The sequence below is a fragment of the Paenibacillus chondroitinus NBRC 15376 genome (assembly GCF_004000765.1).
GTDB classification, from domain to species: Bacteria; Bacillota; Bacilli; order Paenibacillales; family NBRC-103111; genus Paenibacillus_E; species Paenibacillus_E chondroitinus.
This window is the reverse complement of sequence record NZ_BILW01000008.1, coordinates 53,078-79,684: the sequence shown is the minus strand read 5'-3', so window position 1 is coordinate 79,684 and position 26,607 is coordinate 53,078. Positions and strand designations below refer to the sequence as shown.

Genomic DNA, 26,607 nt, shown 5'->3' with positions numbered 1-26,607 from the left:
TAGGAGAGATTATTGCATGCTTGATCTTTTACAAGGCAAAGTTCTTCGTTTTAATGGAAGCATTCTAGGATTCGAAGAACTGGATGAATTTGAAGTCTCTGTCGTTGAAGAGGGCAGCCCGTATGCATATCTACAAAGTGTGCAAGATGAAAATATAAGCTTTTTGGTAGTGACACCTTTTGTTTTCTATCCAAACTATACATTTGAGATTGAGGACAATGACAAAAGTTTACTTGGGTTGAATTCCAATGAAGAGGTTGCTGTTATTAATATAGTAACGATTAAGGAGCCATATATAAAATCCACAGTGAATTTGTTAGCACCGCTGGTGTTGAATATTGCAACTGAGCACGGTCGTCAATTGGTGCTACCTCCACAATCTAACTATGGCACGAACGATCCTCTATTTAAAGAAGCCCCTGAAGAAAGCGGTGAGCGTTAATGCTGATCTTAACGAGAAAAAAAGGGCAATCAATTATTCTCAATAACAATATTGAGATTGTAATATCGGCTATTGACGGAGATCAAGTAAAGATTGGTATTAGTGCTCCTAAGGAAGTCAGTATTTTGCGAAAAGAGTTGTATGAGGAAGTGCAGCGAAGTAATAAAGAGGCGATACGCTCCAAAATAGATCTAGATAATTTGAAAAAGTTAATGGATCTTAAAAAGTCATAACAAACCGAATTTAGACTCACTTTATCCTAATTTTTGAGAAATAAAGAGGTCGAGGTTGTGTTTTCGCATGCCTTCGTAAAATTTGTAATAAATTCCCTTGATAAAAAAGTCGAATTCCCTCCAATTTTGCAAAAATTCCTCTAAACATTTTTAAAAATAAACCGATATATATATTAATCGCTCCTCTGGAGGGCGGCCGACCTACCAGAGGTGTGCAATACATTAGGACACATGGATGTGTTCTTTACAACTCAAGGAGGAATATCAAATGATTATTAACCACAACCTACCAGCACTTAACACGTACAACAAATTGGTTGTTAACAACAACAGCACTGCTAAAGCTATGGAGAAGTTGTCTTCCGGTCTGCGCATCAACCGTGCAGGCGATGATGCAGCTGGTTTGGCAATTTCCGAGAAAATGCGTTCCCAAATCCGTGGTTTGGACCAAGCTTCCCGTAACTCCCAAGATGGTATCTCTTTGATTCAAACAGCTGAGGGCGCATTGAGCGAGACGCAAAACATTCTGCAACGTATGGGTGAACTAACTGTTCAAGCAGGTAACGACACGTATACAACGACTGACCGTAACAAAATCGGTTTGGAAGTTCAACAATTGCAAAAAGAAATCAACCGTATCTCCTCTGCTACAGAGTTCAACACTAAGAAATTGCTGAACTCCAAAATCAGTAAAGTTGGTTTCCAAGTTGGTGCGAACTCCGGTCAAACTATCACAATGTCTGTACTTGTAAACGCGAAAGCAAGTTTATTGGTTGGTGCGAACTACGGATCCAAATTCTCCTCGATCAAGTCGAGTACTGTTGGTTCCATTATTGCCGCTATCAACAAAGGTATTGGCTCGGTTTCCAAAATTCGTGCAAACCTTGGTGCATACCAAAACCGTTTGGAGCACACTATCGCTAACTTGGATACTTCTTCCGAAAACTTGAGCGCCGCTGAATCCCGTATTCGCGACGTAGATATGGCGAAAGAAATGATGAACTACACAAAGAGCAACATTCTTTCCCAAGCAGCACAAGCTATGTTGGCACAAGCAAACCAACAACCACAAGGTGTTCTTCAATTGCTGCGTTAATAGATTCGGATTTATCAAAAGCCAACCCGTTTGCGGTTGGCTTTTTTAAAACAATTGATTTAGGGCGAATGAATGGAGGCAATTATGTACGACGAAAGCGTCGAGGCACTGCATGAGAAAGTGAAGCGTGTTTGTTACGCTTTTTACCGCTATGAAATTAAGAATGGCCTGAGTCAGTTCGAGGCTCTAACAGAAGAAATAGACCACATTTTGATGAATGAACATATCTCTGAAGCGCAGCAGGAGGAATTGATAGAACTGCTGAAACTAATTTTACTAGCTGTGGATAATAGAGACTATTTAATTGCAGCTGATTTATTAATGTATGAATTGCTCGGTCGAATAAAGGCTGCTGCCGGTTCTTCCGAATAGAAGGAGCTTAGTATGAACTATTACGACAGCAATGCACAGTTCTTAACTGAATACAACGAATGGCTGTTGGAACAAATGGAATTGATTAGTGCCGATGATCTTGAAATCATTCACGTCGGAGATGATATTGCCTTTAAGCTGGCAGATGAACAAGGAAATGAATTTTTCTCTGCAAGTATGTATGATCCGGGGTATGAAGCGGAACAGTTCTTAGACGGTGTTAATTTTGACAATACGGGATATATCCTTTTGGGGATGGGTTCTTCAGCAATCCTCAAACAAATATTAGGAAACAAAACCGAGACTGCTTGGGTTTTAATTATAGAGAAAGATACTAGGCTAGTGAAGAAGTTCTTGCAAGAAGTTGACTTATCACCGTATTTATCGGGGAAATTGCAGCGGGTTATTATTCTAACTGATCTTATGGGTGATATATCAGGGATAATGAATCATTATATTTTCTCTTTGATTGGATATTATTTTTTGCAAACCGATTTGCTTCGTACGTTTGCAAGTTACCGTCGTGATGCTGAATATTATGAGTCAGTCACTAGCATTATTATTAATCAATTGCGTACCACGGTAGCTGCTATGGGTAATTCGATGGAAGATACATTGCTCGGCATGTCCAACGAATTGAAAAATGTTCCAATTGTTTTACGCTCACCAAAGATTAAAGATTTAAAAGAGAAGTTTAAAGGAAAACCGATCATATGTGTAGCTTCTGGTCCTTCGTTGGACAAGCAGCTTCCACTGCTTAAACAGATTAAAGGAAAGGCAATGATTATCAGCGCAGAGTCAGCTTTTAAAGTGCTGCTTAAGAACGATATTGCTCCGGATGTTTTGTGTATTTTGGAACGAGGTCCCAATTCTTATGAGCTTAGTACAAACGGTGTAGAAATACCGGAAGAGACTGCTTTAATTGCATTGACGTTGATGGACCCGCGCCTTCCAAAGGTGTGGAACTCGCACGTTGTACCCGTATTCAAATCCAATATTACACATTCCCGACTTATGAGCGAAGCTCTTGGAGATTTAGGGACATTATACAATGGAAATTCTGTAGCTCATCTGAGTTATTCTGTGGCACAACATCTCGGTGGGTATCCGATTGTTTTCATAGGTCAAGATTTGGCTTACTCGGAAGAAGGAACTACGCATAGCAAAGACAGTTTCTATGTTGATCAAAGTGATGAGAATATAACCGATGAACAGCGTAAGCAGATCTCTGCTTCTTTGCAGCCGGATGAAAACTTTTATAATAAAACGGTTTACGTAGATGGGTATTATGGCGGTAAAGTCAAAACGAGGGAGCTTTGGCGGCAATTTTTATTTTGGATGGAACATATGCTTGCGATTATGCCAGCCCCGTTAGTAATCAATGCTACTGAGGGCGGTGCAGAAATCAAGGGAGCCGTCAATATGCCATTTCTGGAAGTAATCGAACAGTATTGTCAGGAGCGAACTCCTTCAATTCCGGAATTGTTTCGTGATATTACGCAACCCATGGATTCCGAACTGCACGATAAAATGAGAAACATGATTGATTTCTTTAACGAGCGTTTGGGTGAGTTGGAGCGTATCAGCACGTTTGCTGCAGAGATATTGCATGCAATCGAGCAATTGCTAGTGGAGCAGCCATTTTCGCAGGACAATTCAGTAGACTTTTTGGAAATGAAAGCGAGTCGAATTATACGTAATGTAGAACTCCTAATAAAGGATATGATAAAGGATTCATTCTGTATGTTTTTCCTCTCTCCGCTTCTAACTAATTATCATGTGAAAATGAACCCTATTTCCCGCGTATCCTCAATCGAGCGCTTGAAATCTATTTTAGTTCATCAAAGCAATTTCATGATGTGGATTATAGATGGAAGAGATCAAATTATGAAAGTATATGAAGAAGGAATTCGAGAGGCAGTTGCTGAACTAGGGCTAAATAGTGAAGAGCTGTACTTCGAGGCTAAGCAGAAATGGGAACCACCGAATTTGGAGCTAGAGGAGGATAACGGTTAATGCAAGACATCGTTCAGGAAACATTGGAGAGTATGATAGACTATGTTCCTAAATTGGCGGCAGCTTCTGAAAAGATAGCTCATGATATTCAAACCCACCAAGAGGGATGGATCGATACATTGCTTGCCTATTTAGAAGGGCTAAATTGGTTAGTAGAAGCAGTTGCGGGACTTCAACGGTTGGATCAATTCCTATTGGAAGACTGGAATATTGAGCTCATTAAGCCGCACATGGATCAAATGGCAGAAGCGTTGGAACAAAATGACTTTGTATCTCTTTGTGATCTGTTGCAATATGAATTGCGTCCAATGTTGGAATCTTGTGAAGAGCAACTAAGGGGAATGGTTCATTGAATATCCAAGATCACTTTGTTCAAAGGGATGTTCCAAGATTCAATGGGCCTGATGTGACACTAGAGAGAGCTAAAAATGGATCCTTTACGGCTTTCGTACAAGAATCCGGGACTCAAGCCATTTATTTGCATAGTCGTTATGATCCTATTTCAGAAGCGGGACGATTTGCTGCTGCTCATTTGAGCGGCGGTGAAGGGGAGAGCGCGGATCGCATTGTTCTTTATGGTCTTGGATGTGGGTACCACGTTAGCGCCTTGCTGGAGAAAACTGAACAAATGGGAACTCCAATTGAAGTATGGGAGACGAATGTTGCAGCCTTTTTTCATATTGAAAAGTCGGGAGTATTTAAAGACATTATGAATTGCCGGCGGCTAACAATAATCGTTACGGACGATATAAAAGTTTATGGGGAACGGTCGAATGCTTGGCAAGATGAACACGTACATGTCATCGTCCATGAGCCGTCATTGCGCGCGGTGCCAGAGGAATTATCTTCTTTCAAAAGTATCTTGTTGGATTACAAAATTAAGCGCAATAGTGCAATCATCAATAGGGAATTAATGAATCGCAATTTTATGCAGAACACCCAGCAGGAGTGGCCGTCGATTTCTGCTTTTCAAGATTTTCCCCTTTCTGTTCCAACCATTCTTATCAGCGCCGGACCATCTCTTGCGAAATCGTTACCGCTCTTGCAGACTGCAGCCAAGCATTGTTTACTAGGAGCTGTAGGGACAGCATCTTCCTTGTTGGCTCGTCATGGAGTAATCCCTGACTTTGTAATTATGACCGATCCGCAAGAGGGAATGATTAAGCAGTTGGAAGGTTGGCAGCCATCATCCATTCCCTTGTTTTTCCTAAGTACTGTTCACACAGAAGTCGTGGAACAATACGCCGGTCCGAAATTCATTCTTTTTCAGGAGGGCTTTGTACCAGCTGAAGAAATGGCTTCGCTTCATAGCGAACAACTTGTACAGACGGGAGGGTCCGTTTCGACGACTCTCTTTTCTCTAGCTCGATTATTATGCATGAGACCGATCTGCCTTGTAGGTCAAGACCTTGCCTATACAGATAACCAAACGCACGTAGTGGGAACACCACTCTACAAAAAATGGGAACATCAAGCGACAGGAGTGCGCGTTGCAGCGTTCGACGGGCTTGGAACCGTAATGACCTCGCGTAATTTGCTAATTTATAAGAAATGGTTTGAGGAACAAGCCAGAAACAACGATGAGGTTTTCTTCAATGCTACGGAAGGCGGCGCTTATATTGAAGGGTTTGCACATGTAACATTATCGGAATTTTTAACTAGTGTCCAAGTGAACGATGTTTCTAAGGCACGTGAGGCATTTCAACAAATAGTATTATCCGCATCTATGAATTGATTTGGAGTTGGAAGCATGAACTATGAAGGCAAAAAAATATTAATTATTGGTGGTACTGGAACTCTTGGTCAACATCTTACACGTTTTTTATTGCGACAGAATCCACAGGTTATTCGAATTATGAGTCGTGATGAGTACAAGCAGTATGAGATGCAGCAAAACTTTACAGAACACTTATCTAAACTGCGGTTTTTAATAGGGGACGTTCGAGATGGACAAAGACTTCTACGTGCCATGGAGGATATTGATTTCGTCTTTCACCTGGCAGCTATGAAACATGTGCCGTTCTGCGAATACAATCCATTTGAAGCCGTTCAGACGAATATCATAGGTACACAGAACATGATTCAAGCGGCAATTCAGTGCGGGGTTAAAAAGGTTCTTTTCACTTCTACCGATAAAGCTATTTCGCCGACTAATACGTACGGTGCTTCTAAGCTGATGGCTGAACGCCTTATATCAGCAGCCGAATACCAGAAAGGACCGAAACAAACTGTATTTGCATCCGTCCGTTTTGGGAACGTAATGGGGTCAAGGGGATCTGTCATCCCTCTTTTTGTCAAGCAGATTATGGAAAAAAATAAGGTTACTATAACTGATCGACAAATGACTCGTTACATGATGACGGCGACACAAGCGATTTCGTTGATGCTTAAGGCTAACGATATTTCTCAGGGCGGAGAAGTGTTTGTTTTAAAGATGCCGACTATTTTGCTGGTTGACTTGGCTGATGTTGTTATTGAGGAAGTCTGTACTAAATTTGGAATCTCCGAAGAAGTTGTTCGTGAAGAAATTGGCTTGCGCCCAGGGGAAAAACGATATGAAGAATTAATGACCGAAGATGAGACGTTGCATGCCTGGGAAACACCAGATATGTTTATCATTCCTTCTGCATTTCGTGACATGAAGTTGGAAATCTCTTATCCTAATGCTCAAAAAATGCAGCAACATGCAGTGAATTCCCATCAAGAGCAGCCGATTGATCGTGATACTCTCCGTCAGTGGATAATGGAGGAAGGTTTAATCAAGGGGGAATTATTATGAAAAACGTGGTCATCATTCAGGCAAGAATGGGTTCGACGAGACTCCCCGGAAAAGTGTTGACAAACTTGGCTGGTAAAACGGTCCTTGCGCATGTTATTGAAAGAGCACAGAATTTTAAGAACGTGCAGGAGATTGTCGTTGCAACCACGACTGGTGCTCAAGACGCTCTGATTGTCGAGGAAGCGATTTCTCAAGGTGCTACAGTTTACCTCGGCAGCGAATATGATGTTTTGTCGCGTTATTATGAAGCTGGTCTGCAGGCAAAAGCGGATACGGTCATTCGCATTACTTCCGATTGCCCGCTGATTGATCCCGAAGTTTCCTCCCATATTATCCAGGAATATCTGAATGAAGGCGGCAAATACGACTATGTAAGCAATACGTTAAATCGTTCCTACCCGCGCGGATTAGATACAGAAGTATTTTCTTTCGCGTCTCTAGAGGCTGCGCATCGGCAATCTCAAAGAGCTCATGACCGCGAACATGTTACTCCTTATATATACAATACACCTAAATATTTCAATTGCCGTTCTGTTCTAAGTGACGAGGGTATTCTCGATTACCGCTGGACACTTGATACACCTGAAGACTGGGAATTAATATCGAGAATTTATAACTCATTGTATCTGCCAGGCCAACTATTTACCTGGAAAGAAGCGGCTTCACTAATGCGCAAAAATCCTGACTGGGCAATGATTAATTCCCATGTAGAACAAAAACAGTAAATCTAATTAGTGCTTTTGCCGATATATATTGTAAACACTAGCGAATGCGAAGGTGATTTCATTGACGACTCGAATAAGCGGACTTGGTACAACTGGCTTGGATATTGATTCGATTGTTAGCCAAATGATGAAGGTTAAACAAGCTCCTATCGACCAGATGATTCAGAAAAGGACATCTCTCACATGGCAACGTGATGCTTACCGCGATGTGAATACCGATATGTCGAGCTTTATGAACGAAGCACAGAAGTTGACGCTCCAGGCTACTTTTATGACACAGAAAACAACTTTATCGACTACTGACGCTGGTAAAGTACAGGTTTCACCTACAGCAAAGGCTTTGACCGGGAATTTTTCCTTAAAGGTAGATCAGATTGCAAAAGTTGCTACGGTTGGAAGTAACGGGCCGATCGGATCGTTCACCGCTACAGCTGGTACAATTAATGTAGCAGGTTCGTTGGGGAACAAAGACATCACAATTAATGCAGGAGATAGTGTAAGTCAGATTGTTGCAAATATCAATGGAGCAACAGCATCTACCGGAGTGAAAGCAGTTTATGATCAGCTTTCTGATAAGGTGACGTTCGTTAGTAGTCAAACCGGCGCGGCAGCTAAAGTAAACATAAAGGAAATCTCCGCCACATCAAATTTAACCAATATGAAGATCGATCCCGCTAATCAGAATATTGATATTCCTGGTCAGGATGCAGAAGTTTATTTCAACGGCAGCACAGATGTGATTAAGGCGTCTTCTAACTCCTTCACGTTAAATAATATAAACTTTACTCTGTTAGCCGATCCGGTAAATACTCCTTACACTATAAATGGTTCTAATAATTTGGATGTAGATAATGTCGTTTCAACAATTAAAGGTGTTTTCGATAAATACAACACGTTAATCGATAAAATGAATAGCAAAATCAGTGAAACGAAATATCGGGACTATACACCGCTAACTGATGATCAGAAAAAGGAAATGAAGGACGCGGATATTACCCTTTGGGAAGAGAAGGCGAAATCAGGGCTTCTGCGTAATGATAGCATATTAAGTTCGGGTTTAAACGCAATGCGAAACGATCTTTCGAGCAATGTCTCTGGTATTGCTGGAGATCAATATAATGATTTGTCCGATATTGGAATTACCACGTATCAGAGCAGTGGTTCAAGCAGCTACTTGGCTTATTTAGAAAAAGGTAAAATTTATATTGATGAAGATAAATTGCGTACAGCACTAATAAATAATCCGGATCAGGTGGCCAACCTTTTTACAAAGGATGGGGCGCGTGATGCAAGCGGGAATTTAACAAACGTAAATGATGCCGGTATAGGTACGCGTTTGTATGATACCTTGAAAAAAGATATTATTGCCCAAATTACTGCGAAAACGCAGGTCGTTCCAACACAGAGCTATTTGAATCAGCAAATTAACGATTACACGACTCGCATTCAAACAGAGCAGGATAAATTATCTGACTATGAGCAAAGTTTGTACAATAAATATACTGCACTGCAAACTTCTTTAGAGAATCTAAGTTCTCAGGGTTCGCAGCTTGCAAGTTACTTTAAATAATGGAGGAACCATATGATTCAACCAGCGGCAAAAAGCTATAAACAAAATCAAGTGGATACGGCTCCTTCTGAAGAACTTACACTTATGCTTTATAATGGAGCTATTACATTTGTTAAACGAGCGAAGCAAGCAATCGCTGAAAGAGATTATAATCATGCTCATCAGCATATTACTCGCGTTCAAGATATTGTCGACGAATTGATTATTACGCTTGATAGGAAATACCCGATTTCTGAACAATTGCTCTTACTTTACGATTACTTGAAGAGAAGGCTTGTTGAAAGCAATGTCTCTAAAAACATTTCCATTTTGGAAGAGGTCGAAGGCTTTTTTATGGAGTTTCGCGATACGTGGAAACAAGCAATTACACTTGCCCGCAGCCAAAAACAGTAGGAGGCGCCTACATGGGATCCACTGAAGTATTGTTTCAACAACTCATGGACAGAACAGGCGATATGCTCCGGATCATTCAATATTCTCCACAGGATCAGCCTCTCGAAGCGATGGATCCACTGTTTGCAGAGCGGGGGCTGTTATTAAAGCAGTTGGATGAAAATTTACGGCAGGATGCGAATGTCGACAAATACCGCTCATTCTATGATAAGCTAAAGGTCAAGGAAGATGAATTACAGAAAGCCATTCAAGCCTCGCTGCAAGAGACGGAAGCAAAGATAAAAGATATTCGAAAAGCTAAAACGATATCCACGCAATATGAATCTTATTTGCGACAAACGCCATATGGGGCCTTTTTCGACAAAAAAAAGTAAATAGCCTAGGGAGGGCAAAATGGAAATTCGACCGATTACTGATGTTTCAGGTCTACAGGAGCGATCTGCTGCTAAGGAATACCCGGATGAGCATAAGGTACCTCAACAAGAGGAAGCTCCTGGTGTCGAAATTCAACAAGAACGAGCATATAACAAAACAGAGATTACTAAGGAACTTGATCATCTCAATAAAATATTGCAGTCTAAAAACTCCCATCTTCATTTTGTTTTACACGATAAACTGCAAGAATATTACGTACAAGTTGTGGATGACAAAACCAATGATGTAATTAAAGAAATTCCGTCCAAGAAAGTTATGGATATGGTGGCTAATTTTTATGAGAAACTGGGAATTATTGTAGATAAAAAAATTTAACCCCTAAGTATGGGAGGGGTTCTTTCCTTGATGAAGGGGTTTGATGCTTTGCAAATTGTTATTCGTGCAGATGCTTCGACGGAAATCGGTACTGGGCATGTCATGAGGTGTCTGACACTAGCCGATAAGTTTAGACGGAATGGAGCTATGGTACAGTTTGTTTGTCGAGAACATCCCGGCCATTTATGTGATCTAATTCAACAAATGGAATACCCTGTTTTACGACTTCCATATTTTGAGCAAAAAGTGAATGAAGCAGAGGGGGCCTATGCTTATTCACACTGGTTGGGTGTACCTTGGGAAGAGGATCTAGCTCAAACTTCCTCTATGTTAAGCATCCTAGGGACAGCTATTGACTTGCTTATCGTAGACCACTATGCAATTGATATAAGATGGGAACAGAACATTCGGAGTTTCGTGAACAAAATTATGATTGTAGATGATCTAGCTAATAGGCATCATGATTGCGATATACTGTTAGATCAAAACCTCTATAATAATATGGAGAATCGATACGATGGCATGATTCCTGAGTACTGTATGAAGTTTTTGGGACCTTCTTATGCCTTATTGCGCGACGAGTTTCAGGTTGCACGAACATTTGCACAAATAAGGGAGAAGGGTGTCCGCAGAATTCTTGCTTTTTTCGGTGGTAGCGACCCTACCAATGAAACCCAAAAGGCACTTGAAGCTTTTATTTTATTGGAGGAAACAGAACTTAAAATTGATGTGGTTGTGGGCAGTTCGAATCCCAATAAGGCGAAGATTGCTGAGCTTTGCTCTAAACTATTAAATGCGGAATATTATTGCCAAACCAATCAAATGGCCGAATTGATGGTTCACGCGGATTTAGCAATTGGGGCTGGCGGTTCCACTACGTGGGAAAGGTGCTTTTTGGGGCTCCCTGCGATAACAATTACGACGGCTGATAACCAGATCGAAGTTACAGAAGTTGTTGCGAGTAGAGGTGCGATTCAGTATTTAGGCCATTACAGTGAGGTATCCCCTCCTACGATTGCGATAGCGATTAAAAAGTACTGTGAGAATCCAGGTTTGTTAGCCGACATTAGTCGTACAGGAATGGAAATTATGGGGCAACTAGATGCTGTTGACGCGGTTAGTGTTGTAAGCAACCTTTTAAACTCCGTAAAATAAGCCGAAATCTAAAGTTCACGAGGAAAAGCTATGCGACCGTATAACGATTATAAGCTTCGTATTATGTCAGAATCGGATCTGAAAATTGTCTTGCAGTGGCGGAACTCAGAACGCGTTCGAAAGAATATGTATTCTGACGAGCTGATTTCTTGGGATGACCATTGTTCTTGGTTTTCGCGGATTCAAAACAGTCAAGAGTCGCGACATTACATATTTGAACTCAATCGTACACCGATTGGGGTCATCAATTTTACTTCTATTAATAGTGTGCACAGTAAGTGTAATTGGGGATTTTATCTCGGCGAAACAGATGTTCCTCCTGGAAGTGGGTCAGTTCTGGGGACTCTAGGTATGTCTGAAGCATTTGAACATTTGAAAATTCGTAAATTGTGCGCAGAAGTATTCGCATTTAATGAGAAAAGTTTACGATTTCATAGAAGGTTAGGTTTTACACAAGAAGGTATTTTATCACAACACGTATGGAAGCATAATTACTATGAAGATATTGTGTTATTTGCGTGTTTTGCCGATCAATGGGGCGGAATAAAGAAAGATTTATTACTGCAATATGGTGAAAAGCTATACTAATTATCATAATCGCCGAGGTGGGCAGCATGTATCATCCTGAAATTATCATTGAACATCGAACAATCGGGCCTAAGCAAAGGCCGTTTATAATAGCGGAAATGTCCGGCAATCATAATCAATCTTTAGAGCGAGCGCTTGAAATTGTAGATGCCGCAGCTAGAGCGGGAGCACATGCCTTAAAGATTCAAACTTATACAGCAGATACTATGACTATAGAGTCCGACCAAAGCGATTTTTTTATCAATGATGCTGAAAGCTTGTGGAATGGGCAGTCTTTGTATGCTCTATATCAGCAAGCTTATACGCCATGGGAGTGGCATAAAGCAATTTTTGATCGCTGTAAAGCACACGGGATGATAGGTTTTAGCACACCGTTTGATGAGACTGCGGTAGATTTTTTGGAATCCTTAGGAGTATCCTGCTATAAAATTGCTTCATTTGAGAATACGGATATACCACTACTCCGTAAAGTTGCTTCCACAGGCAAGCCAATTATTGCATCAACAGGTATGGCAAGTATTGCTGAACTGGATGAACTCGTTCAAACCGTTCGAGCTGCGGGATGCCAAGATCTTATTTTATTAAAATGTACGAGTTCTTACCCAGCTACTCCGGACAATTCCAACATTCGAACCATTCCGCATATGCAGCAACTTTTTAATGTCCAGGTCGGTTTATCTGATCATACATTAGGCGTTGGTGTAGCTGTAGCAAGTGTTGCCTTAGGGGCAACTGTAATAGAGAAGCATTTTACCTTAAGTAGAGCTGATGGTGGGGTCGACAGTGCTTTTTCATTGGAACCTCATGAGATGAGCAGCTTAGTGGAAGAAACAGAGCGTGCATGGCAAGGGTTAGGTGCTATTTCTTATGGCGTTAGTGAGAAAGAAAAGAACTCCACAAAGTTTCGTCGCTCGTTATATGCAGTTAAAGATTTGAAAGCGGGAGAAATTTTTACATCTGAAAATTTACGTGTTATTCGACCGGGCCTTGGTCTTCCGCCTAAATACTTAGATACCTTGCTTGGTAAAAGAGTAAACAAAGATATTCCAAGAGGAACTGCTGTCACATTAGATATGATACTATAACTAATTTAAGCCTCACCTAGAAGAAGGGGAAGATACAGATGAAAGTATTGGTTACGGGCGGAGCAGGTTTCATTGGTCGTTGGGTTGTAAAAAGGTTATTAGAAGATGGACAGAATGTCTGGGTCTTAGATGATTTATCCAACGGAGAAGAAAATAATATTGAAGAATTCAAGTCTCATCCAAGATTCCAGCAATTTCTTCACGGTGACATCAAAAACGAAGAGACTTTAAGTCAATTGTTCGAAAATGGTTTCGATGTTTGTTATCATCTTGGTGCAAGTATCAATGTACAAGATAGCATCGATGATCCTAGGACGACTTTTAATAATGACACGTTAGGAACATTCTATGTGTTAGAACAATGTCGTAAACATCAAGTGAAGATCGTATTTATGAGTACTTGTATGGTCTATGATCGTTGTTTAGACGAGTCGGGAATATCTGAAACGCATCCAATTAAGCCGGCCTCTCCCTATGCTGGTGCAAAAATTGCTGCTGAAAATATGGTTCTATCTTATTTTTTTGCATATGGTTTACCGGCTGTTGTAGTTCGCCCATTTAATACTTATGGACCGTTCCAAAAGTTTGGTGGCGAGGGTGGAGTCGTGGCTATTTTCATCAAGAAGAAGCTTAACGGGGAAACTTTACACATCTATGGAGAGGGAACGCAGACGAGGGATTTGCTCTATGTTGATGATTGCGCTCGATTTGTTGTGGAGGCAGGATACTCTGACCGTGTTGATGGACATATTGTAAATGCAGGTCTAGGGCGTGATATTGCAGTAAATGATTTGGCCAAATTAATTGTTGGGGACGAGAACAGAATCAAGCATGTAGAGCATATTCATCCGCAGAGCGAGATTCAAAAACTTCTTTGTAATTCATCTAAGGCGAAAGATCTCCTTGGATGGCAGCCCCTTACAACACTTGAAGAAGGTTTAAAGCTAACTGAAGAGTGGATTCAAACTATTATCTAAGAGAAGGGCTGATATGCGAATTGACGCATTTCAGCCTATTTTTAAAATATCGGAGGTATTTCAAATGGTTAATACAAAAAATTCGCAACCAGTGCTCTTCGAGGACGTTCCAGTTCGGGATACAATGCTTCCTTATGGTAGACAGTCTCTAGATGAGACAGACATTGAAGCTGTTATTGCAACGCTTCGATCTCCCTTTTTAACACAAGGACCAAGAATTAAGGAATTTGAGGATTCAGTAGCACGTTATGTAGGTGCTAAATTTGCAGTGGCTTTTTCAAATGGGACAGCAGCGCTTCATGGAGCTTGTTTTGCTGCAGAAATAGGTGAAGGGGATGAGGTAATTACAACTTCAATGACCTTTGCTGCAAGTGCAAATTGTGTACGTTATTGTGGTGGTGAAGTGGTATTCGCAGATATTGAATTGGATACTTACAACATAGATAGTGAGAAGATTAAAGTTTTGATCTCTCCTAAAACAAAAGCGATCATTCCCGTAGATTTTACAGGCCAGCCCGTAGATTTAGTAGAAATTATGCAGCTTGCAAAGGAGCGAAATCTAATAGTAATTGAAGACGCTGCCCATTCGCTGGGTGCTGATTACAAAGGTCGAAAAGTTGGTTCAATCGCAGATATGACGATGTTTAGTTTCCATCCTGTTAAACATGTAACTACTGGAGAGGGTGGCGTAATTACTACTAATTCAGATGAGTTATATCAGAAATTGCTTCTTTTTCGAAGTCACGGTATTACCCGGGAAAAAGAATTGCTTGAATCACAGGCTGAAGGTGACTGGTATTATGAGATGCAAGAACTAGGGTTTAACTACCGTATGACAGATATTCAGGCGGCGTTAGGTTCCTCACAACTGAAAAAAATAGATGAGTTTGTTGCCCGTAGACGAGAAATAGCAAAGCAGTATTCAGAAGCTTTTGCGCATACACCAGCAATTATTACACCCTATCAGAAACCAGATCGCAATTCTAGCTGGCATCTCTATATTATTCAACTCGATTTATCAAAGTTAACTGGAAGTCGTAAGGATATTTTTGATGCATTGAGAAAACAAAACATTGGTGTTAATGTTCATTATCTTCCTGTGCATTACCACCCTTACTACAAGAGATTAGGGTACAAGAAAGGGATTGCACCAATAGCGGAAAATCTTTACGAAGGTATTATTTCTCTTCCGCTGTTCCCGGCCATGATAGATCAGGATATCCAAGATGTTATAAACACTGTAAATAAAGTATTAACATTTTACGCGAAGTAGATGGTTTTTTGTCTTGTGAGGCCTGTGGATAATGTGCACAAACCTGTGCATAACTCTGTGAATAAAGTGAATAAACCCGCGCCACGACAATATTCTACAAATTTTGCAGTTATCCACGATTTGTATATACCCGAATTTTCAAAAAATTTACTTGATTGGCAAGTTTCAAATTGACAGGTCAAGCAGACGGGTGTTATAGTCAAAAAGTAAGGGCTTACATTATTCATTTGCTTATGATTATTACATTTTTTAAAACGAAGGGAATGTGTACGTTATGCAAGGTAAAGTGAAATGGTTCAACGCAGAGAAAGGCTATGGTTTCATTGAGCGTGAAGATGGTGGAGATGTATTCGTGCATTTCTCAGCTATTCAATCCGAAGGATTCAAAACGCTGGACGAAGGTCAAGCAGTAGAGTTTGACATCGTAGAAGGCGCACGCGGTCCGCAAGCAGCTAACGTTAGCAGACTATAATCATCCGGCACGGTCGGTGCCGCTAGTATACACCTACGAACATGCACACCTTGGGAATCATCCCGGGGTGTTTTTTTGCGTAGCTTCGCATCTACCTTGACAAACGCGTTCATCCTAAACGGAAGACGAAGTCATTTATCATTGGTATACATATTATGGTCGGAATTTAAAGGAATTATGAAGATGGGGTGGAATGTAGTATACTGTAAGTAGGAAGGGAGATGTTTAACTATGATGATTAGCATTCGCGGAGAACACCTTGAAGTAACTGAGGCCCTCAGGGACTATGTCGAGAAAAAATTAAACAGACTAGATAGGTATTTTGAAGCTCCCCTTACATCCGATGTACAAGTAAAGCTAAGTGTGGTCAAAGATTTGCAAACCATCGAGGTCGCCATTCCTTTAACTGGCGTGCTGCTTAGAGCAGAGGAACGCAACTCTGATATGTATGCTTCGATTGATTTGGTTGTGGACAAGTTAGAGCGCCAAATTCGCAAGCATAAAACGAGAACCAACCGCAAAATTCGCGAAGAAGGCGGCAAGCGTGATTTGTTTAAAATGGAAACATCACCTGTCACTTTCGTGGAAGAGGAAGAAGACTTTGAATTGGTCCGCAACAAACGCTTCGATTTGAAGCCGATGGATGTGGAGGAAGCGATTTTGCAAATGAATTTGGTTGGTCACAGTTTCTTTGTTTTCTCCAATATGGACACAGATTCTGTCAACGTAGTTTATAAGCGTAATGATGGCAAGTACGGATTGATTGAACCGGCTATTTACAAATAAAATAAATACTTACCAAGAGCTTGATTCGATTCGGTCGAATTGAGCTCTTTTCTATTGATAGAGCATTGTAGATACGTTTATTTTGCATGCATGCATTTTCGATAACGTTTCAATACTATAGAAATAAGCTAAAACGTGAAACTTTTGAAGGCCATAAGCAGTTTATATGAATGTAGGCCGAGGGTTTGTTGCGGCAGGGCAGTCAAAGGTGGTACAATTTAAGGATACGAATGCAATAGAAAGGGGTTCACCGATGCTAGGACTAGTGAAGAAGATTTTTGGTGATTCCAATGAACGGGAAGTTAAACGGATGTTGAAAGCCGTTGAGTATATCAACGAGCTTGAAGCAGGCATTGAGCCATTATCTGATGAAGAGTTAAGAGGCAAGACTGTGGAGTTCCGTAATCGCTTGGAAAAGGGCGAGGAATTGGATGATTTGCTTCCTGAAGCTTTTGCCGTAGTCAGAGAGGCGGCCAAACGTGTATTGGGTAAACGTCATTACGACGTTCAACTTATTGGGGGTATGGTGCTGCACGAAGGCCGTATCGCCGAGATGAGAACTGGGGAAGGGAAAACGTTAGTTGGAACACTTCCTGTTTATTTGAATGCCTTGCTGGGTAAAGGCGTTCACGTGGTAACGGTCAATGACTATTTGGCACAACGTGATAGCGGCGAAATGGGCCAGATTTATGAATTCCTTGGTCTGACGGTCGGGGTCAATCTGCATGAACTTTCCCATGAGGAAAAGCAAGCAGCTTATGCCTGCGATATTACGTATGGAACGAACAATGAATACGGGTTCGACTACCTGAGAGATAACATGGTGCTCTACAAAGAGCAGATGGTACAGCGTCCGCTTTATTACGCGGTTATCGATGAAGTTGACTCCATTCTGGTCGATGAAGCTAGAACGCCTCTTATTATTTCGGGACAAGCTGCCAAATCAACGGATTTGTATTATTCGGCGGACCGTTTTGTGTCCAATTTGAAAATAGAAGAGGATTACACGATTGATATTAAAGTGCGTTCCGTAGCTCTTACGGAAGAAGGGGTTGCGAAAGCAGAGCGCGCATTCGGCATTGAGAACTTATTTGATCATCAGAATGTGAACATTAACCACCATGTGACTCAAGCCCTTAAAGCGCGTTTCATCATGAGACGTGATGTGGACTACGTCGTGCAAGACGACGAGGTTATGATTGTTGATGAGTTTACAGGCCGTATTATGACAGGCCGTCGTTATAGTGATGGGCTCCACCAAGCCATTGAGGCCAAAGAGCAGCTGCAAGTTCAGAATGAGAGCATGACGCTGGCGACGATTACGTTCCAGAACTATTTCCGGATGTACCGCAAGCTTGCGGGTATGACCGGTACGGCGAAAACGGAAGAAGAAGAGCTCAAGAAAATTTATGGGCTTGAAGTTATCATTGTTCCAACGAACCGTCCGATGATTCGTAAAGATATGCCGGATGTCGTGTACAAGTCGGAAAATGGTAAGTTCAGAGCGGTTGTTGAGCAAATTGTGGAGAAACACAAGCTGAATCAACCGGTTCTTGTTGGTACGGTTTCGATCGAGAACTCCGAAAGACTTTCCGAGATGCTCAAAAAGAAAGGCGTACAGCACAAAGTCCTCAACGCCAAATACCATGCGGAAGAAGCTGAAATCGTATCACGTGCAGGTCAACCGGGATCGGTGACGATTGCTACGAATATGGCGGGCCGCGGTACGGACATTATGCTTGGCGAAGGCGTACATGATATCGGTGGACTGCATATTATAGGTACAGAACGTCATGAAAGCAGACGAATCGATAATCAGTTGCGCGGTCGTGCAGGCCGTCAAGGCGACCCTGGTTCGTCGCAATTCTACCTCTCTCTAGAGGATGAATTGATGAAACGTTTCGGAGCAGAAAACATCATGGCGATGATGGACCGTCTCGGAATGGAAGAAGACCAGCCGATTGAGAGCAAGTTGATCTCGCGTGCCGTTGAATCCGCACAAAAACGCGTGGAAGGAAATAACTTCGACGTTCGTAAAGTGGTCCTTCAGTATGACGATGTGATGAACCAACAACGTGAAATTATTTATAAACAGCGCCGCGAACTGCTGGAATCCGAAAATATCCGCGAAGTCATCGAGGGTATGATTAACGCAGTGATTGAGCGCGTTGTGAAAGCGCACTGTCCGGAGGAGCAAATTCCGGAGGAGTGGGAGCTTACAGAGGTCGCGAATTTCGTGAACAACAACTTCCTACAGGAAGATGCGCATATTAGCGATCAAGATATTTGGGGCAAAGAGCAAGAAGAGATCATTGATTTGATCAAAGATCTTGTCAGCAAACGTTATGACGAGCGTGAAGAAGAGATCGGACCGGAATTCATGCGTGAATTCGAGAAGGTTGTTGCGCTTCGTGCAGTAGACAGCAAATGGATGGATCATATTGATGCGATGGATCAATTGCGTCAAGGTATCCACTTACGCGCATACGGCGGTACGGATCCGCTTCGTGAGTACCAGTTCGAAGGTTTCGAGATGTTCCAGGAGATGATTGATAACATTCGCGAAGAAGTTGCGATGTATATCATGAAAGCTCATGTTCAAAGCAACCTGGAGCGTCAAGCCGTAGCCGAAGGGCAGGCGGTGGATACGAAGAACGAAGCTGGCGGCAAGAAACCGGTTGTACGCGATGAGGAGCAACGTATCGGACGTAACGACCCATGTCCATGCGGCAGCGGTAAAAAGTTCAAACAGTGCCACGGACAAGGCAGCTAAGCGAAGCTGACGCGATCCGGTTAACAAAGGCACAAGAGAATAAAGAGGTGTAAGACATGCTGGAACCAGAAGTGAAACAGGATTTAAGAGAAACAGCAAGGCGACTAACCGAATTACGGGGGTCTCTTTGACTTAGATCATAAGTTGGAAGCGATCGGCGATTTTGAGGAAAAAATGGGGGCCCCGGACTTCTGGGACGATAACGAACGCGCCCAGAAGACCATCTCCGAGCTCAACGCGATCAAAAGCGTTGTGGATCAGTTTCAGGGCTTCACGAACGAGTTTGACGACCTGCAGGTCATGGTCGAGCTCGAGGAAGAGGAAAGCGATGCAGGCCTGGTGGCTGATATTGAGAAAGGCATCGCGGCCTTGAAGACCAAGCTCGAAAGCTTCGAGCTTGGCCTGTTACTGAATCAGCCGTATGATCGGCTGAATGCGATTCTAGAGCTGCATCCGGGGGCCGGCGGCACGGAGTCGCAGGACTGGGCGGAGATGCTGCTGCGCATGTATCGCCGCTGGGCGGAGAAGCGGGGCTACAAAGTCGAGGTACTCGACTATTTGCCCGGCGACGAAGCCGGCGTGAAGAGTGTCACGCTGCAGATCACGGGCTTCAACGCCTACGGCTACTTGAAGGCGGAGAAGGGCGTGCACCGGCTCGTGCGGATTTCGCCGTTTGATGCCTCAGGCAGACGCCACACGTCCTTCGTGTCGTGCGACATCATGCCGGAGATCGAGGACGATACGGAGGTTGAGATCCGCACGGAGGATCTCAAAATCGATACCTATCGGGCAAGTGGCGCCGGCGGTCAGCACATCAACACCACGGATTCGGCCGTGCGGATTACGCATATACCGACAGGGGTCGTGGTGAGTTGTCAGCAGGAGCGTTCACAGATCAAGAACCGCGAGAAAGCAATGAAAATGCTGCGTTCCAAGCTGTATGAGAAGAAAATCGAAGCGCAAATGAAGCATTTGGCTGAAATTCGCGGCGAGCAGTCCGACATTGGTTGGGGCAGCCAAATTCGTTCGTACGTTTTTCATCCGTACAGCATGGTGAAGGATCACAGGACTTCGGCGGAGACCGGGAATATCGGTGCGGTCATGGACGGGGATCTGGATTCCTTTATTGATGCCTACCTGCGTCATCAGATTCGCAAGCCGGACAACGCGGAGTAGTGTCCTTACGACAGAGGAAACGCATAACAAAAGCAATTGACGATCATCCTACACCTAACAGGTGTAGGATTTTTTGTGAGAGGAGGCCTATCGTGGCCAGAAGAGAACCACTGATACGGATAGGAAGTCCTGCACATACCGTATTTGAATATTCCTTGCTAGTTATAGGCTCGTTGGTCATGGCAGCAAGCTTTAACTGCTTTTTGAACCCGAACCAAATTGCGACCGGCGGGGTTTCGGGCATTTCGACCATCATTCAACACCTTTCAGGTTTGAATCCAGCTATCACCCAATGGGCGCTGAACATTCCCATTTTCCTTTTAGCCTTATGGCTGTTGGGGGGACACTTCGGTGTGAAGGCGGCAGTTGGTTCGGTCATATTTCCGCTATGCGTCCTGGTCACCAGCCATATAGGCGTGCCGACGCACAATCCTTTGCTCGCTGCCGTTTATGGCGGAATTGGTGTCGGGCTTGGACTAGGAATTGTTTTTCGCGGACGTGGATCGACAGGCGGACTTGGGCTGGCCGCGCAAATTTTACATAAGTACACAGGATTAAGCTTAGGCTTCTCTGTTGCGGTATTTGACGGCCTGGTGATCATCTCGTCAGCGCTAGTGTTCACGCCGGAGAATGCGCTGTACGGAATGATCGGCTTATTCGTGACGACCAAAACGATTGATATCGTGCAGGTCGGCTTCAACTACGCAAAAGTAGCTTTCATTATTTCGGACCATTCGGATGCGATTCGCAAAGCCATTTTGTTTGATTTGGATCGCGGGCTGACCGAGCTTAACGGATCCGGCGGTTTTACCGGGGAGTCGCGCAATGTGATGATGGTCGTCGTGAAGCAGAACGAGGTAAGTCGATTGAAAACGCTGGTCCAGTCGGTGGACCCGCAGGCGTTTGTCATTTTGAGCGAAACGAATGAGGTGTTGGGTGAGGGCTTTAAGCGGCATGCTTAGAAGCCTTGCGGCTGGCCATATTACATGAAGACGTGCTTAGTGCACGTCTTTTTTGTGTGAATGGACTACGGCGCATGATATCGAAAAGGTAACTTGATTGTATTTTTTGCAACATGGCAGCGACATCTGCATAAAGCCCGGTCCTATCTTGTATAAAGTGCAATCATTTCGGTTAAAAAGCACTGTAATCAGCCCCTTTTAGCTAAAATAGTTGCACAAAGTACAGTGAGGGGGAAGACTAGGCCTCAAATGTAGCGATAATGATGTATAAAGTACAACATAGAATGATCCCTAATGACTGATGCAATGACCGAGAATATCCTGACACAGCTTCAACAATCTCCCGAAAAGAGTCACAGACGGCCATAAAAAAATGTTGCTTGTCCATCAATTTATTTGGGATAATATAACTGTTCATGATTGAACAAAACATCTATGCATATTATGAATTTTTTTCGTCCAAACGACTGCGTGAAACTCCATGCAAGATTTTTGTTGAAAAAGCGGGGAAACCCTTGATTCATATCGGATCCAAAAGGATGAAAACGGAGAAAACTGGTGAAAAAAATTCATTGAATTATTATGTATATGACTGTATAATCATACATATATTTTCGGAGTAACGGGGGAATTCATATGAGTCAAATCGTTAGAGCGGCTATTATTGGGGCTACAGGGTACGGTGGCGCGGAAGTAATTCGTCTTTTGCAGGCGCATCCTCTTGTGAAAATCACTTCGGTCATCTCGACCTCGAATGCGGGAGCTCCGCTTGCTGATCATTTTCCGCATTTGCAGGAAGTGGTTGTTGATATCTTGGATCAACTCGATGTTGATCTTATTGCTAGCAAATCCGATGTCGTGTTCCTGGCAACACCAGCGGGCGTAAGTGCAGAGCTTTCACCCAAACTTTTGGCTGCCGGGCTGAAGGTTATTGACATTTCTGGGGATTTGAGATTGAAATCAAGCAGTGATTATGAAAAATGGTACAAAAAGAAGCCGGCTTCCGAGGACATGTTGGCGAAGTCGATCTATGCTTTGTCCGAGGTATTCGGGGACGAAGTCAAAGGCAGCAATTTGATCGCAAATCCTGGCTGTTACCCGACAGCAACGCTGCTGGGGCTAATCCCTGCTGTGAAAGCAGGCTGGATTGATCCGTCCACGATCATCATTGATGCCAAATCGGGCGTATCCGGCGCAGGGCGCGGCGTTAATCTGGGCGTACACTACGCGGAAGTCAATGAGAATTTGAATGTGTATAAAGTGAATAAACATCAGCATATTCCGGAAATTGAGCAAGCGCTCAGCCGTGTAGCGGGTAAGCCGGTTGTGACGACATTTACAACACATCTTGTGCCAATGACGCGTGGAATTATGTCCACGATGTACGCTACCGTCAATGGTGAGCATACGGCTGCAGATTTTATTGAACTCTATCGTCAATTCTATGAGGGTCGCAAGTTTGTACGGATTCGTCAAGAAGGCAAGTTCCCTTCCACGAAGGAAGTGTATGGTTCTAATTATTGTGATATTGGTTTTTCCGTGGATGAGCGGACGGGTCGCGTGACGATTGTTTCCGTTATTGATAATGTCGTGAAAGGCGCTGCCGGGCAGGCCATTCAAAACTTGAACTTGATGTACGGTTGGGAAGAAACGACCGGATTGCTTTTCGCACCGGTATATCCATAAGAAGCGGAACATGTGAGGAGACGAGGATGTTGGATACAGTTAGTTTCACGGTGGTGCCTGAGGGCACAGTAACGACACCGAAAGGCTTTCGTGCAGGCGGCCTGCACTGTGGATTAAAGAAAACGGAGCGCTTTGATCTAGGCGCGATCGTATGTGATGTGCCGGCGGCAGCGGCAGGCGTGTACACGCTGAACGCGTTTCAAGCGGCACCGCTGCGCGTGACGCAAGAAAGCATTGCCCAAGGCGGCAAGCTGCAGGCCATGATCGTGAACAGCGGCAACGCCAACGCGTGCACCGGCCAGCAAGGCGAAGACGACGCGTACGCGATGCGTGCAGCCAGCGCGAAGGCGCTAGGCGTAGCTGAGCATCAAGTCGGCGTGACGAGCACAGGCGTAATCGGCGAGCTTCTGCCGATGGGCAAAGTGCTGGCAGGCATCGAGCAGCTGCCGCAGCGCATTAAGCTAGACGGAGGCGAAGACTTCTGCCAGGCGATCCTGACAACGGATCTTGTGCAGAAGATGACGTGTGTCCGTCTTGTTGTGGGCGGCAAAGAGGTTCACATTGCCGGTGCAGCCAAAGGTTCGGGGATGATTCACCCGAACATGGCGACGATGCTCGGTTTCATGACAACCGACGCACCGATCGAAAGCGAATACCTGCAGCAGCTGCTTAGCAGGATTACAGATAACACCTTCAACATGATTACTGTTGACGGCGATACCTCCACCAACGACATGGTCGTGGTGATGGCTAGCGGTTTGGCTGGCGGCGAGACACTGACTCCGGAGCATCCGGATTGGGAAGCATTCGCAGCAGGTTTCCAATACGTTGGCGAGTATTTGGCCAAAGCGATTGCACGCGACGGCGAGGGCGCAACGAAGCTGATTGAGACGACGGTTATCGGCGCGGAGAGCGACGAAGCAGCTCGCAAGATCGTGAAATCGATCATCGGATCGAGCCTTGTGAAGTCCGCTGTGTACGGCGCTGACGCGAACTGGGGCCGAATCATTGCAGCTGTCGGTTACTCGGGACAACCGGTGAATGTGAACACCGTCGATATTCGCTTAGGCGATATCGCAGTGCTCGAGCAATCGCGTCCGGTGAAGTTCGATGAGGAAGCGGCGCTTGCTTATTTGAAAACAGATACCATTCAAATTCATGTGAATTTACATATGGGCACTGGCAAGGCAACGGGCTGGGGCTGCGATTTGACATATGATTACGTGCGCATTAACGCGGCATACCGCACATAAGAAGGGGACCGAACGCAGTGAAGAACAATTGCTTTGTGATGAAATGCGGAGGCAGCACGCTTGCGGCGCTGCCTGCCAGCTTTTTTGAAGATATGCGTCAGCTTCAGGAGGAAGGCATCGTAACGGTTATCGTTCACGGCGGCGGCCCTGCCATTTCGGAAACGCTCGGGAAGCTGGGCATCGAGTCCGGTTTCGTGAACGGCTTGCGAGTGACGAACGAAGCGGTGCTCGACGTTGTAGAGATGGTGCTTTCCGGCCAGATCAACAAAGAGATCGTACGCCGCATTCAATTGACAGGTGCAGCAGCGTTAGGTTTGTCCGGTGTGGATGGACATTTAATTGAAGCTAAGCCGGTGGCGAACAGCCACGAGGTCGGTTTAGTCGGCGATGTGACGAAGGTGAACGCGGAGCTGATCCAAGGCATCGTGAACATGGGCTACATTCCGGTTATTGCGCCGGTTGGGCTTGGTGAAGATGGCGGACAGCGTTACAATATTAATGCGGATACGGCAGCTGGCGCGGTGGCCTCCCACCTTGGCGTGGAACAAATGGTTGTCGTGACAGACGTACCTGGCATCATGAAGACCGTAGACGGCGAGAAGCAGGTGCTGCCGGTTGTGAGTGTTGCTGAGATCGAAGAAATGATTGCAAGTGGAGACATTTACGGCGGTATGATTCCGAAAGTTCGCGCAGCGATCGCTTGCATTCAAGGCAAGGTGCAGGAAGTTGTGATTGTGAATGGAGCGGAGCCGAATGTGCTTAGCAAAGTGCTGAAGGGCACGGGAATTGGTACAAGAATTGTACGATAACACTATAAGGAGGGAATGTACATGAGTGAAACGGGTAAAAGCTCGCTCTTTCCAACGTACGCCAGATATCCAATTACGCTGGTGAAGGGGGAGGGCAGCCGACTATGGGACGATACAGGTAAGGAGTACATCGATTTGATGAGCGGAATTGCGGTAGCGAACCTCGGGCATGCGCCTAAAGAAGTGAAGGAGCAGCTTGTTCAGCAGCTTGATCAGCTATGGCATGTCAGCAACCTTTTCCATATTCCGAACCAGGAAAAACTAGCTTCCTTGCTTACGGCTAACAGTTGTGCGGATGCTGTATTTTTCTGTTCCACAGGAGCAGAGGCGAATGAGGCCGCAATTAAGCTGGCGCGTCGCTACAACCAAAAGGTGCTGAACAACGGTCGGTACGAGATTATTACGTTCAACATGTCGTTCCACGGACGGACATTGGCAACATTGACCGCTACAGGTCAAGACAAAGTGAAGGAAGGCTTCCTTCCGCTTCCTGAAGGCTTCGTGTATGCGCCTTATAACGATATCGAGGCTGTGCGCAGTCTTGTGAATGACAAAACATGTGCGATCATGTTGGAAATGGTACAAGGGGAAGGCGGCGTATTGCCGGCTGATCCGGAATTCGTGAAACAATTGGCGGAGCTGTGCAAACAGGAAGGCCTGCTTTTGATAGCGGATGAAATCCAAACGGGCGTAGGACGTACAGGCAAGCTTTTTGCCTATGAACACTATGGTGTGGAGCCTGACATTTTCACATTGGCCAAAGGACTGGGCGGCGGATTCCCGATTGGGGCTATGCTGGGGAAAGCTTTCCTTGCTGAAGGTTTTAGCGCTGGCAGTCATGGTTCGACATTTGGTGGAACGCCGATTGCGACGGCTGCGGGTTTTGCGGCTGTGGATACAATCCTTGCACAGAAGCTGCCGGAACGCGCAGCAGAGCTAGGTGAGTACACGATCAAGAAGCTGGAGAGCAAGCTTGCCGGCAATCCGCTAATCGCGAAAATTCGCGGTATCGGGCTTTTGATCGGGATTGAGTGCACGCAACCTGCAGGTGAAATCATTAATGAAATTCATAAAAAAGGCGTGCTCGTTATTCCAGCTGGGCCTAACGTTATTCGTTTAGTGCCGGCCTTAAATATACCGCAAGAAGATTTGGATCAAGGGCTGGATGTGCTGTGCGCGGTCCTTGCAGAGAAGGCATCTACGATCAGCAGCATCTAGGGAAGTAACAGGAGAGAG

27 protein-coding genes are annotated in these 26,607 nt (G+C 44.3%); all 27 read left to right on the top strand.

Annotated elements, in window-relative coordinates:
• Positions 1 to 16 precede the first annotated feature (16 nt).
• The 27 genes from fliW to PCH02S_RS12165 all read left to right on the top strand — a co-directional run bounded on the left by fliW (position 17) and on the right by PCH02S_RS12165 (position 26,589).
• Positions 17 to 442: a flagellar assembly protein FliW gene (gene fliW, locus PCH02S_RS12295; protein WP_127453335.1), complete on the top strand. Its 426-nt coding sequence runs from the start codon at positions 17 to 19 to the stop codon at positions 440 to 442.
• Positions 442 to 675, top strand: a complete 234-nt coding sequence (csrA, locus tag PCH02S_RS12290; protein WP_127453334.1) for a carbon storage regulator CsrA — start codon at positions 442 to 444, stop codon at positions 673 to 675. The genes fliW and csrA overlap by 1 nt, the downstream gene beginning before the upstream one ends.
• A gap of 268 nt (positions 676 to 943) precedes the next feature.
• Positions 944 to 1,771 (top strand): flagellin N-terminal helical domain-containing protein, encoded by an 828-nt coding sequence (locus tag PCH02S_RS12285; RefSeq protein ID WP_127453332.1) that lies wholly within the window; start codon positions 944 to 946, stop codon positions 1,769 to 1,771.
• A gap of 84 nt (positions 1,772 to 1,855) precedes the next feature.
• Positions 1,856 to 2,143, top strand: coding sequence for a hypothetical protein (locus tag PCH02S_RS12280; RefSeq protein ID WP_127453331.1), 288 nt, complete (start codon positions 1,856 to 1,858; stop codon positions 2,141 to 2,143).
• A gap of 12 nt (positions 2,144 to 2,155) precedes the next feature.
• Positions 2,156 to 4,159, top strand: a complete 2,004-nt coding sequence (locus tag PCH02S_RS12275) for a motility associated factor glycosyltransferase family protein (protein WP_127453329.1) — start codon at positions 2,156 to 2,158, stop codon at positions 4,157 to 4,159.
• The gene (locus PCH02S_RS12270; protein WP_127453328.1) at positions 4,159 to 4,512 is read left to right on the top strand and encodes a hypothetical protein; all 354 of its coding nucleotides are present in this window, start codon (positions 4,159 to 4,161) and stop codon (positions 4,510 to 4,512) included. The genes PCH02S_RS12275 and PCH02S_RS12270 overlap by 1 nt, the downstream gene beginning before the upstream one ends.
• Positions 4,509 to 5,894 (top strand): motility associated factor glycosyltransferase family protein, encoded by a 1,386-nt coding sequence (locus PCH02S_RS12265; protein WP_127453326.1) that lies wholly within the window; start codon positions 4,509 to 4,511, stop codon positions 5,892 to 5,894. Before PCH02S_RS12270 ends, PCH02S_RS12265 begins: the two co-directional genes overlap by 4 nt.
• 15 nt (positions 5,895 to 5,909) lie before the next feature.
• On the top strand, positions 5,910 to 6,938 hold the full coding sequence (locus tag PCH02S_RS12260; RefSeq protein WP_127453325.1) for a polysaccharide biosynthesis protein: 1,029 nt from the start codon (positions 5,910 to 5,912) through the stop codon (positions 6,936 to 6,938).
• Positions 6,935 to 7,663, top strand: a complete 729-nt coding sequence (locus PCH02S_RS12255; RefSeq protein WP_127453323.1) for a cytidylyltransferase domain-containing protein — start codon at positions 6,935 to 6,937, stop codon at positions 7,661 to 7,663. The genes PCH02S_RS12260 and PCH02S_RS12255 overlap by 4 nt, the downstream gene beginning before the upstream one ends.
• Before the next feature lie 61 nt (positions 7,664 to 7,724).
• Positions 7,725 to 9,233 (top strand): flagellar filament capping protein FliD, encoded by a 1,509-nt coding sequence (gene fliD, locus PCH02S_RS12250; RefSeq protein ID WP_127453322.1) that lies wholly within the window; start codon positions 7,725 to 7,727, stop codon positions 9,231 to 9,233.
• Positions 9,234 to 9,245: 12 nt separating this feature from the next.
• Entirely contained in the window at positions 9,246 to 9,626 is a 381-nt protein-coding gene (gene fliS, locus PCH02S_RS12245) for a flagellar export chaperone FliS (RefSeq protein WP_127453320.1), read from the top strand.
• 11 nt (positions 9,627 to 9,637) lie between these two features.
• Positions 9,638 to 10,000, top strand: coding sequence for a hypothetical protein (locus tag PCH02S_RS12240; protein WP_127453318.1), 363 nt, complete (start codon positions 9,638 to 9,640; stop codon positions 9,998 to 10,000).
• 19 nt (positions 10,001 to 10,019) lie between these two features.
• Complete coding sequence (locus tag PCH02S_RS12235) at positions 10,020 to 10,376, top strand: flagellar protein FlaG (protein WP_127453316.1); 357 nt, start codon at positions 10,020 to 10,022, stop codon at positions 10,374 to 10,376.
• Positions 10,377 to 10,406: 30 nt separating this feature from the next.
• Entirely contained in the window at positions 10,407 to 11,531 is a 1,125-nt protein-coding gene (gene pseG / locus PCH02S_RS12230; protein WP_246069060.1) for a UDP-2,4-diacetamido-2,4,6-trideoxy-beta-L-altropyranose hydrolase, read from the top strand.
• Positions 11,532 to 11,561: 30 nt separating this feature from the next.
• Positions 11,562 to 12,119, top strand: a complete 558-nt coding sequence (pseH, locus tag PCH02S_RS12225; protein WP_127453312.1) for a UDP-4-amino-4,6-dideoxy-N-acetyl-beta-L-altrosamine N-acetyltransferase — start codon at positions 11,562 to 11,564, stop codon at positions 12,117 to 12,119.
• 26 nt (positions 12,120 to 12,145) lie between these two features.
• Positions 12,146 to 13,204, top strand: coding sequence for a pseudaminic acid synthase (gene pseI / locus PCH02S_RS12220; RefSeq protein ID WP_127453310.1), 1,059 nt, complete (start codon positions 12,146 to 12,148; stop codon positions 13,202 to 13,204).
• A 38-nt stretch (positions 13,205 to 13,242) separates the two neighbouring features.
• Positions 13,243 to 14,181, top strand: a complete 939-nt coding sequence (locus PCH02S_RS12215; protein ID WP_127453309.1) for an SDR family NAD(P)-dependent oxidoreductase — start codon at positions 13,243 to 13,245, stop codon at positions 14,179 to 14,181.
• A 64-nt stretch (positions 14,182 to 14,245) separates the two neighbouring features.
• Complete coding sequence (gene pseC / locus PCH02S_RS12210) at positions 14,246 to 15,454, top strand: UDP-4-amino-4,6-dideoxy-N-acetyl-beta-L-altrosamine transaminase (RefSeq protein ID WP_127453307.1); 1,209 nt, start codon at positions 14,246 to 14,248, stop codon at positions 15,452 to 15,454.
• Positions 15,455 to 15,728: 274 nt separating this feature from the next.
• A complete protein-coding gene (locus tag PCH02S_RS12205; protein ID WP_028556842.1) occupies positions 15,729 to 15,926 on the top strand; it encodes a cold shock domain-containing protein in 198 nt (65 codons plus the stop codon).
• Positions 15,927 to 16,157: 231 nt separating this feature from the next.
• A complete protein-coding gene (gene hpf / locus PCH02S_RS12200) occupies positions 16,158 to 16,712 on the top strand; it encodes a ribosome hibernation-promoting factor, HPF/YfiA family (RefSeq protein WP_127453305.1) in 555 nt (184 codons plus the stop codon).
• 253 nt (positions 16,713 to 16,965) lie between these two features.
• Entirely contained in the window at positions 16,966 to 19,485 is a 2,520-nt protein-coding gene (gene secA / locus PCH02S_RS12195; RefSeq protein ID WP_127453303.1) for a preprotein translocase subunit SecA, read from the top strand.
• Between the two features lie 56 nt (positions 19,486 to 19,541).
• Positions 19,542 to 20,661 (top strand): peptide chain release factor 2 gene (gene prfB / locus PCH02S_RS12190; RefSeq protein WP_127453301.1). Its coding sequence is split into 2 segments (ribosomal slippage): positions 19,542 to 19,613 and positions 19,615 to 20,661, totalling 1,119 coding nucleotides; the frame shifts between segments, so codons are not numbered across the junction.
• Between the two features lie 89 nt (positions 20,662 to 20,750).
• Entirely contained in the window at positions 20,751 to 21,623 is an 873-nt protein-coding gene (locus PCH02S_RS12185) for a YitT family protein (protein WP_397370699.1), read from the top strand.
• Positions 21,624 to 22,259: 636 nt separating this feature from the next.
• Positions 22,260 to 23,309 carry an N-acetyl-gamma-glutamyl-phosphate reductase gene (gene argC / locus PCH02S_RS12180; protein ID WP_127453300.1) on the top strand — a complete coding sequence of 350 codons (1,050 nt, stop codon included), beginning with the start codon at positions 22,260 to 22,262 and terminating at the stop codon, positions 23,307 to 23,309.
• Positions 23,310 to 23,335: 26 nt separating this feature from the next.
• On the top strand, positions 23,336 to 24,562 hold the full coding sequence (argJ, locus tag PCH02S_RS12175) for a bifunctional glutamate N-acetyltransferase/amino-acid acetyltransferase ArgJ (RefSeq protein ID WP_127453298.1): 1,227 nt from the start codon (positions 23,336 to 23,338) through the stop codon (positions 24,560 to 24,562).
• 38 nt (positions 24,563 to 24,600) lie between these two features.
• Positions 24,601 to 25,371 (top strand): acetylglutamate kinase, encoded by a 771-nt coding sequence (gene argB, locus PCH02S_RS12170; protein ID WP_127453494.1) that lies wholly within the window; start codon positions 24,601 to 24,603, stop codon positions 25,369 to 25,371.
• A gap of 21 nt (positions 25,372 to 25,392) precedes the next feature.
• Positions 25,393 to 26,589 carry an acetylornithine transaminase gene (locus PCH02S_RS12165; RefSeq protein WP_127453296.1) on the top strand — a complete coding sequence of 399 codons (1,197 nt, stop codon included), beginning with the start codon at positions 25,393 to 25,395 and terminating at the stop codon, positions 26,587 to 26,589.
• The last annotated feature ends 18 nt before the right edge of the window (positions 26,590 to 26,607 follow it).

Coding starts and splice junctions, on each gene's coding strand:
- fliW (WP_127453335.1), top strand. CDS start 17: ATGCTTGATCTTTTACAAGGCAAAGTTCTTCGTTTTAATGGAAGCATT.
- csrA (WP_127453334.1), top strand. CDS start 442: ATGCTGATCTTAACGAGAAAAAAAGGGCAATCAATTATTCTCAATAAC.
- PCH02S_RS12285 (WP_127453332.1), top strand. CDS start 944: ATGATTATTAACCACAACCTACCAGCACTTAACACGTACAACAAATTG.
- PCH02S_RS12280 (WP_127453331.1), top strand. CDS start 1,856: ATGTACGACGAAAGCGTCGAGGCACTGCATGAGAAAGTGAAGCGTGTT.
- PCH02S_RS12275 (WP_127453329.1), top strand. CDS start 2,156: ATGAACTATTACGACAGCAATGCACAGTTCTTAACTGAATACAACGAA.
- PCH02S_RS12270 (WP_127453328.1), top strand. CDS start 4,159: ATGCAAGACATCGTTCAGGAAACATTGGAGAGTATGATAGACTATGTT.
- PCH02S_RS12260 (WP_127453325.1), top strand. CDS start 5,910: ATGAACTATGAAGGCAAAAAAATATTAATTATTGGTGGTACTGGAACT.
- PCH02S_RS12255 (WP_127453323.1), top strand. CDS start 6,935: ATGAAAAACGTGGTCATCATTCAGGCAAGAATGGGTTCGACGAGACTC.
- fliS (WP_127453320.1), top strand. CDS start 9,246: ATGATTCAACCAGCGGCAAAAAGCTATAAACAAAATCAAGTGGATACG.
- PCH02S_RS12240 (WP_127453318.1), top strand. CDS start 9,638: ATGGGATCCACTGAAGTATTGTTTCAACAACTCATGGACAGAACAGGC.
- PCH02S_RS12235 (WP_127453316.1), top strand. CDS start 10,020: ATGGAAATTCGACCGATTACTGATGTTTCAGGTCTACAGGAGCGATCT.
- pseG (WP_246069060.1), top strand. CDS start 10,407: ATGAAGGGGTTTGATGCTTTGCAAATTGTTATTCGTGCAGATGCTTCG.
- pseH (WP_127453312.1), top strand. CDS start 11,562: ATGCGACCGTATAACGATTATAAGCTTCGTATTATGTCAGAATCGGAT.
- pseI (WP_127453310.1), top strand. CDS start 12,146: ATGTATCATCCTGAAATTATCATTGAACATCGAACAATCGGGCCTAAG.
- PCH02S_RS12215 (WP_127453309.1), top strand. CDS start 13,243: ATGAAAGTATTGGTTACGGGCGGAGCAGGTTTCATTGGTCGTTGGGTT.
- pseC (WP_127453307.1), top strand. CDS start 14,246: ATGGTTAATACAAAAAATTCGCAACCAGTGCTCTTCGAGGACGTTCCA.
- PCH02S_RS12205 (WP_028556842.1), top strand. CDS start 15,729: ATGCAAGGTAAAGTGAAATGGTTCAACGCAGAGAAAGGCTATGGTTTC.
- hpf (WP_127453305.1), top strand. CDS start 16,158: ATGATGATTAGCATTCGCGGAGAACACCTTGAAGTAACTGAGGCCCTC.
- secA (WP_127453303.1), top strand. CDS start 16,966: ATGCTAGGACTAGTGAAGAAGATTTTTGGTGATTCCAATGAACGGGAA.
- argC (WP_127453300.1), top strand. CDS start 22,260: ATGAGTCAAATCGTTAGAGCGGCTATTATTGGGGCTACAGGGTACGGT.
- argJ (WP_127453298.1), top strand. CDS start 23,336: ATGTTGGATACAGTTAGTTTCACGGTGGTGCCTGAGGGCACAGTAACG.
- argB (WP_127453494.1), top strand. CDS start 24,601: ATGAAATGCGGAGGCAGCACGCTTGCGGCGCTGCCTGCCAGCTTTTTT.
- PCH02S_RS12165 (WP_127453296.1), top strand. CDS start 25,393: ATGAGTGAAACGGGTAAAAGCTCGCTCTTTCCAACGTACGCCAGATAT.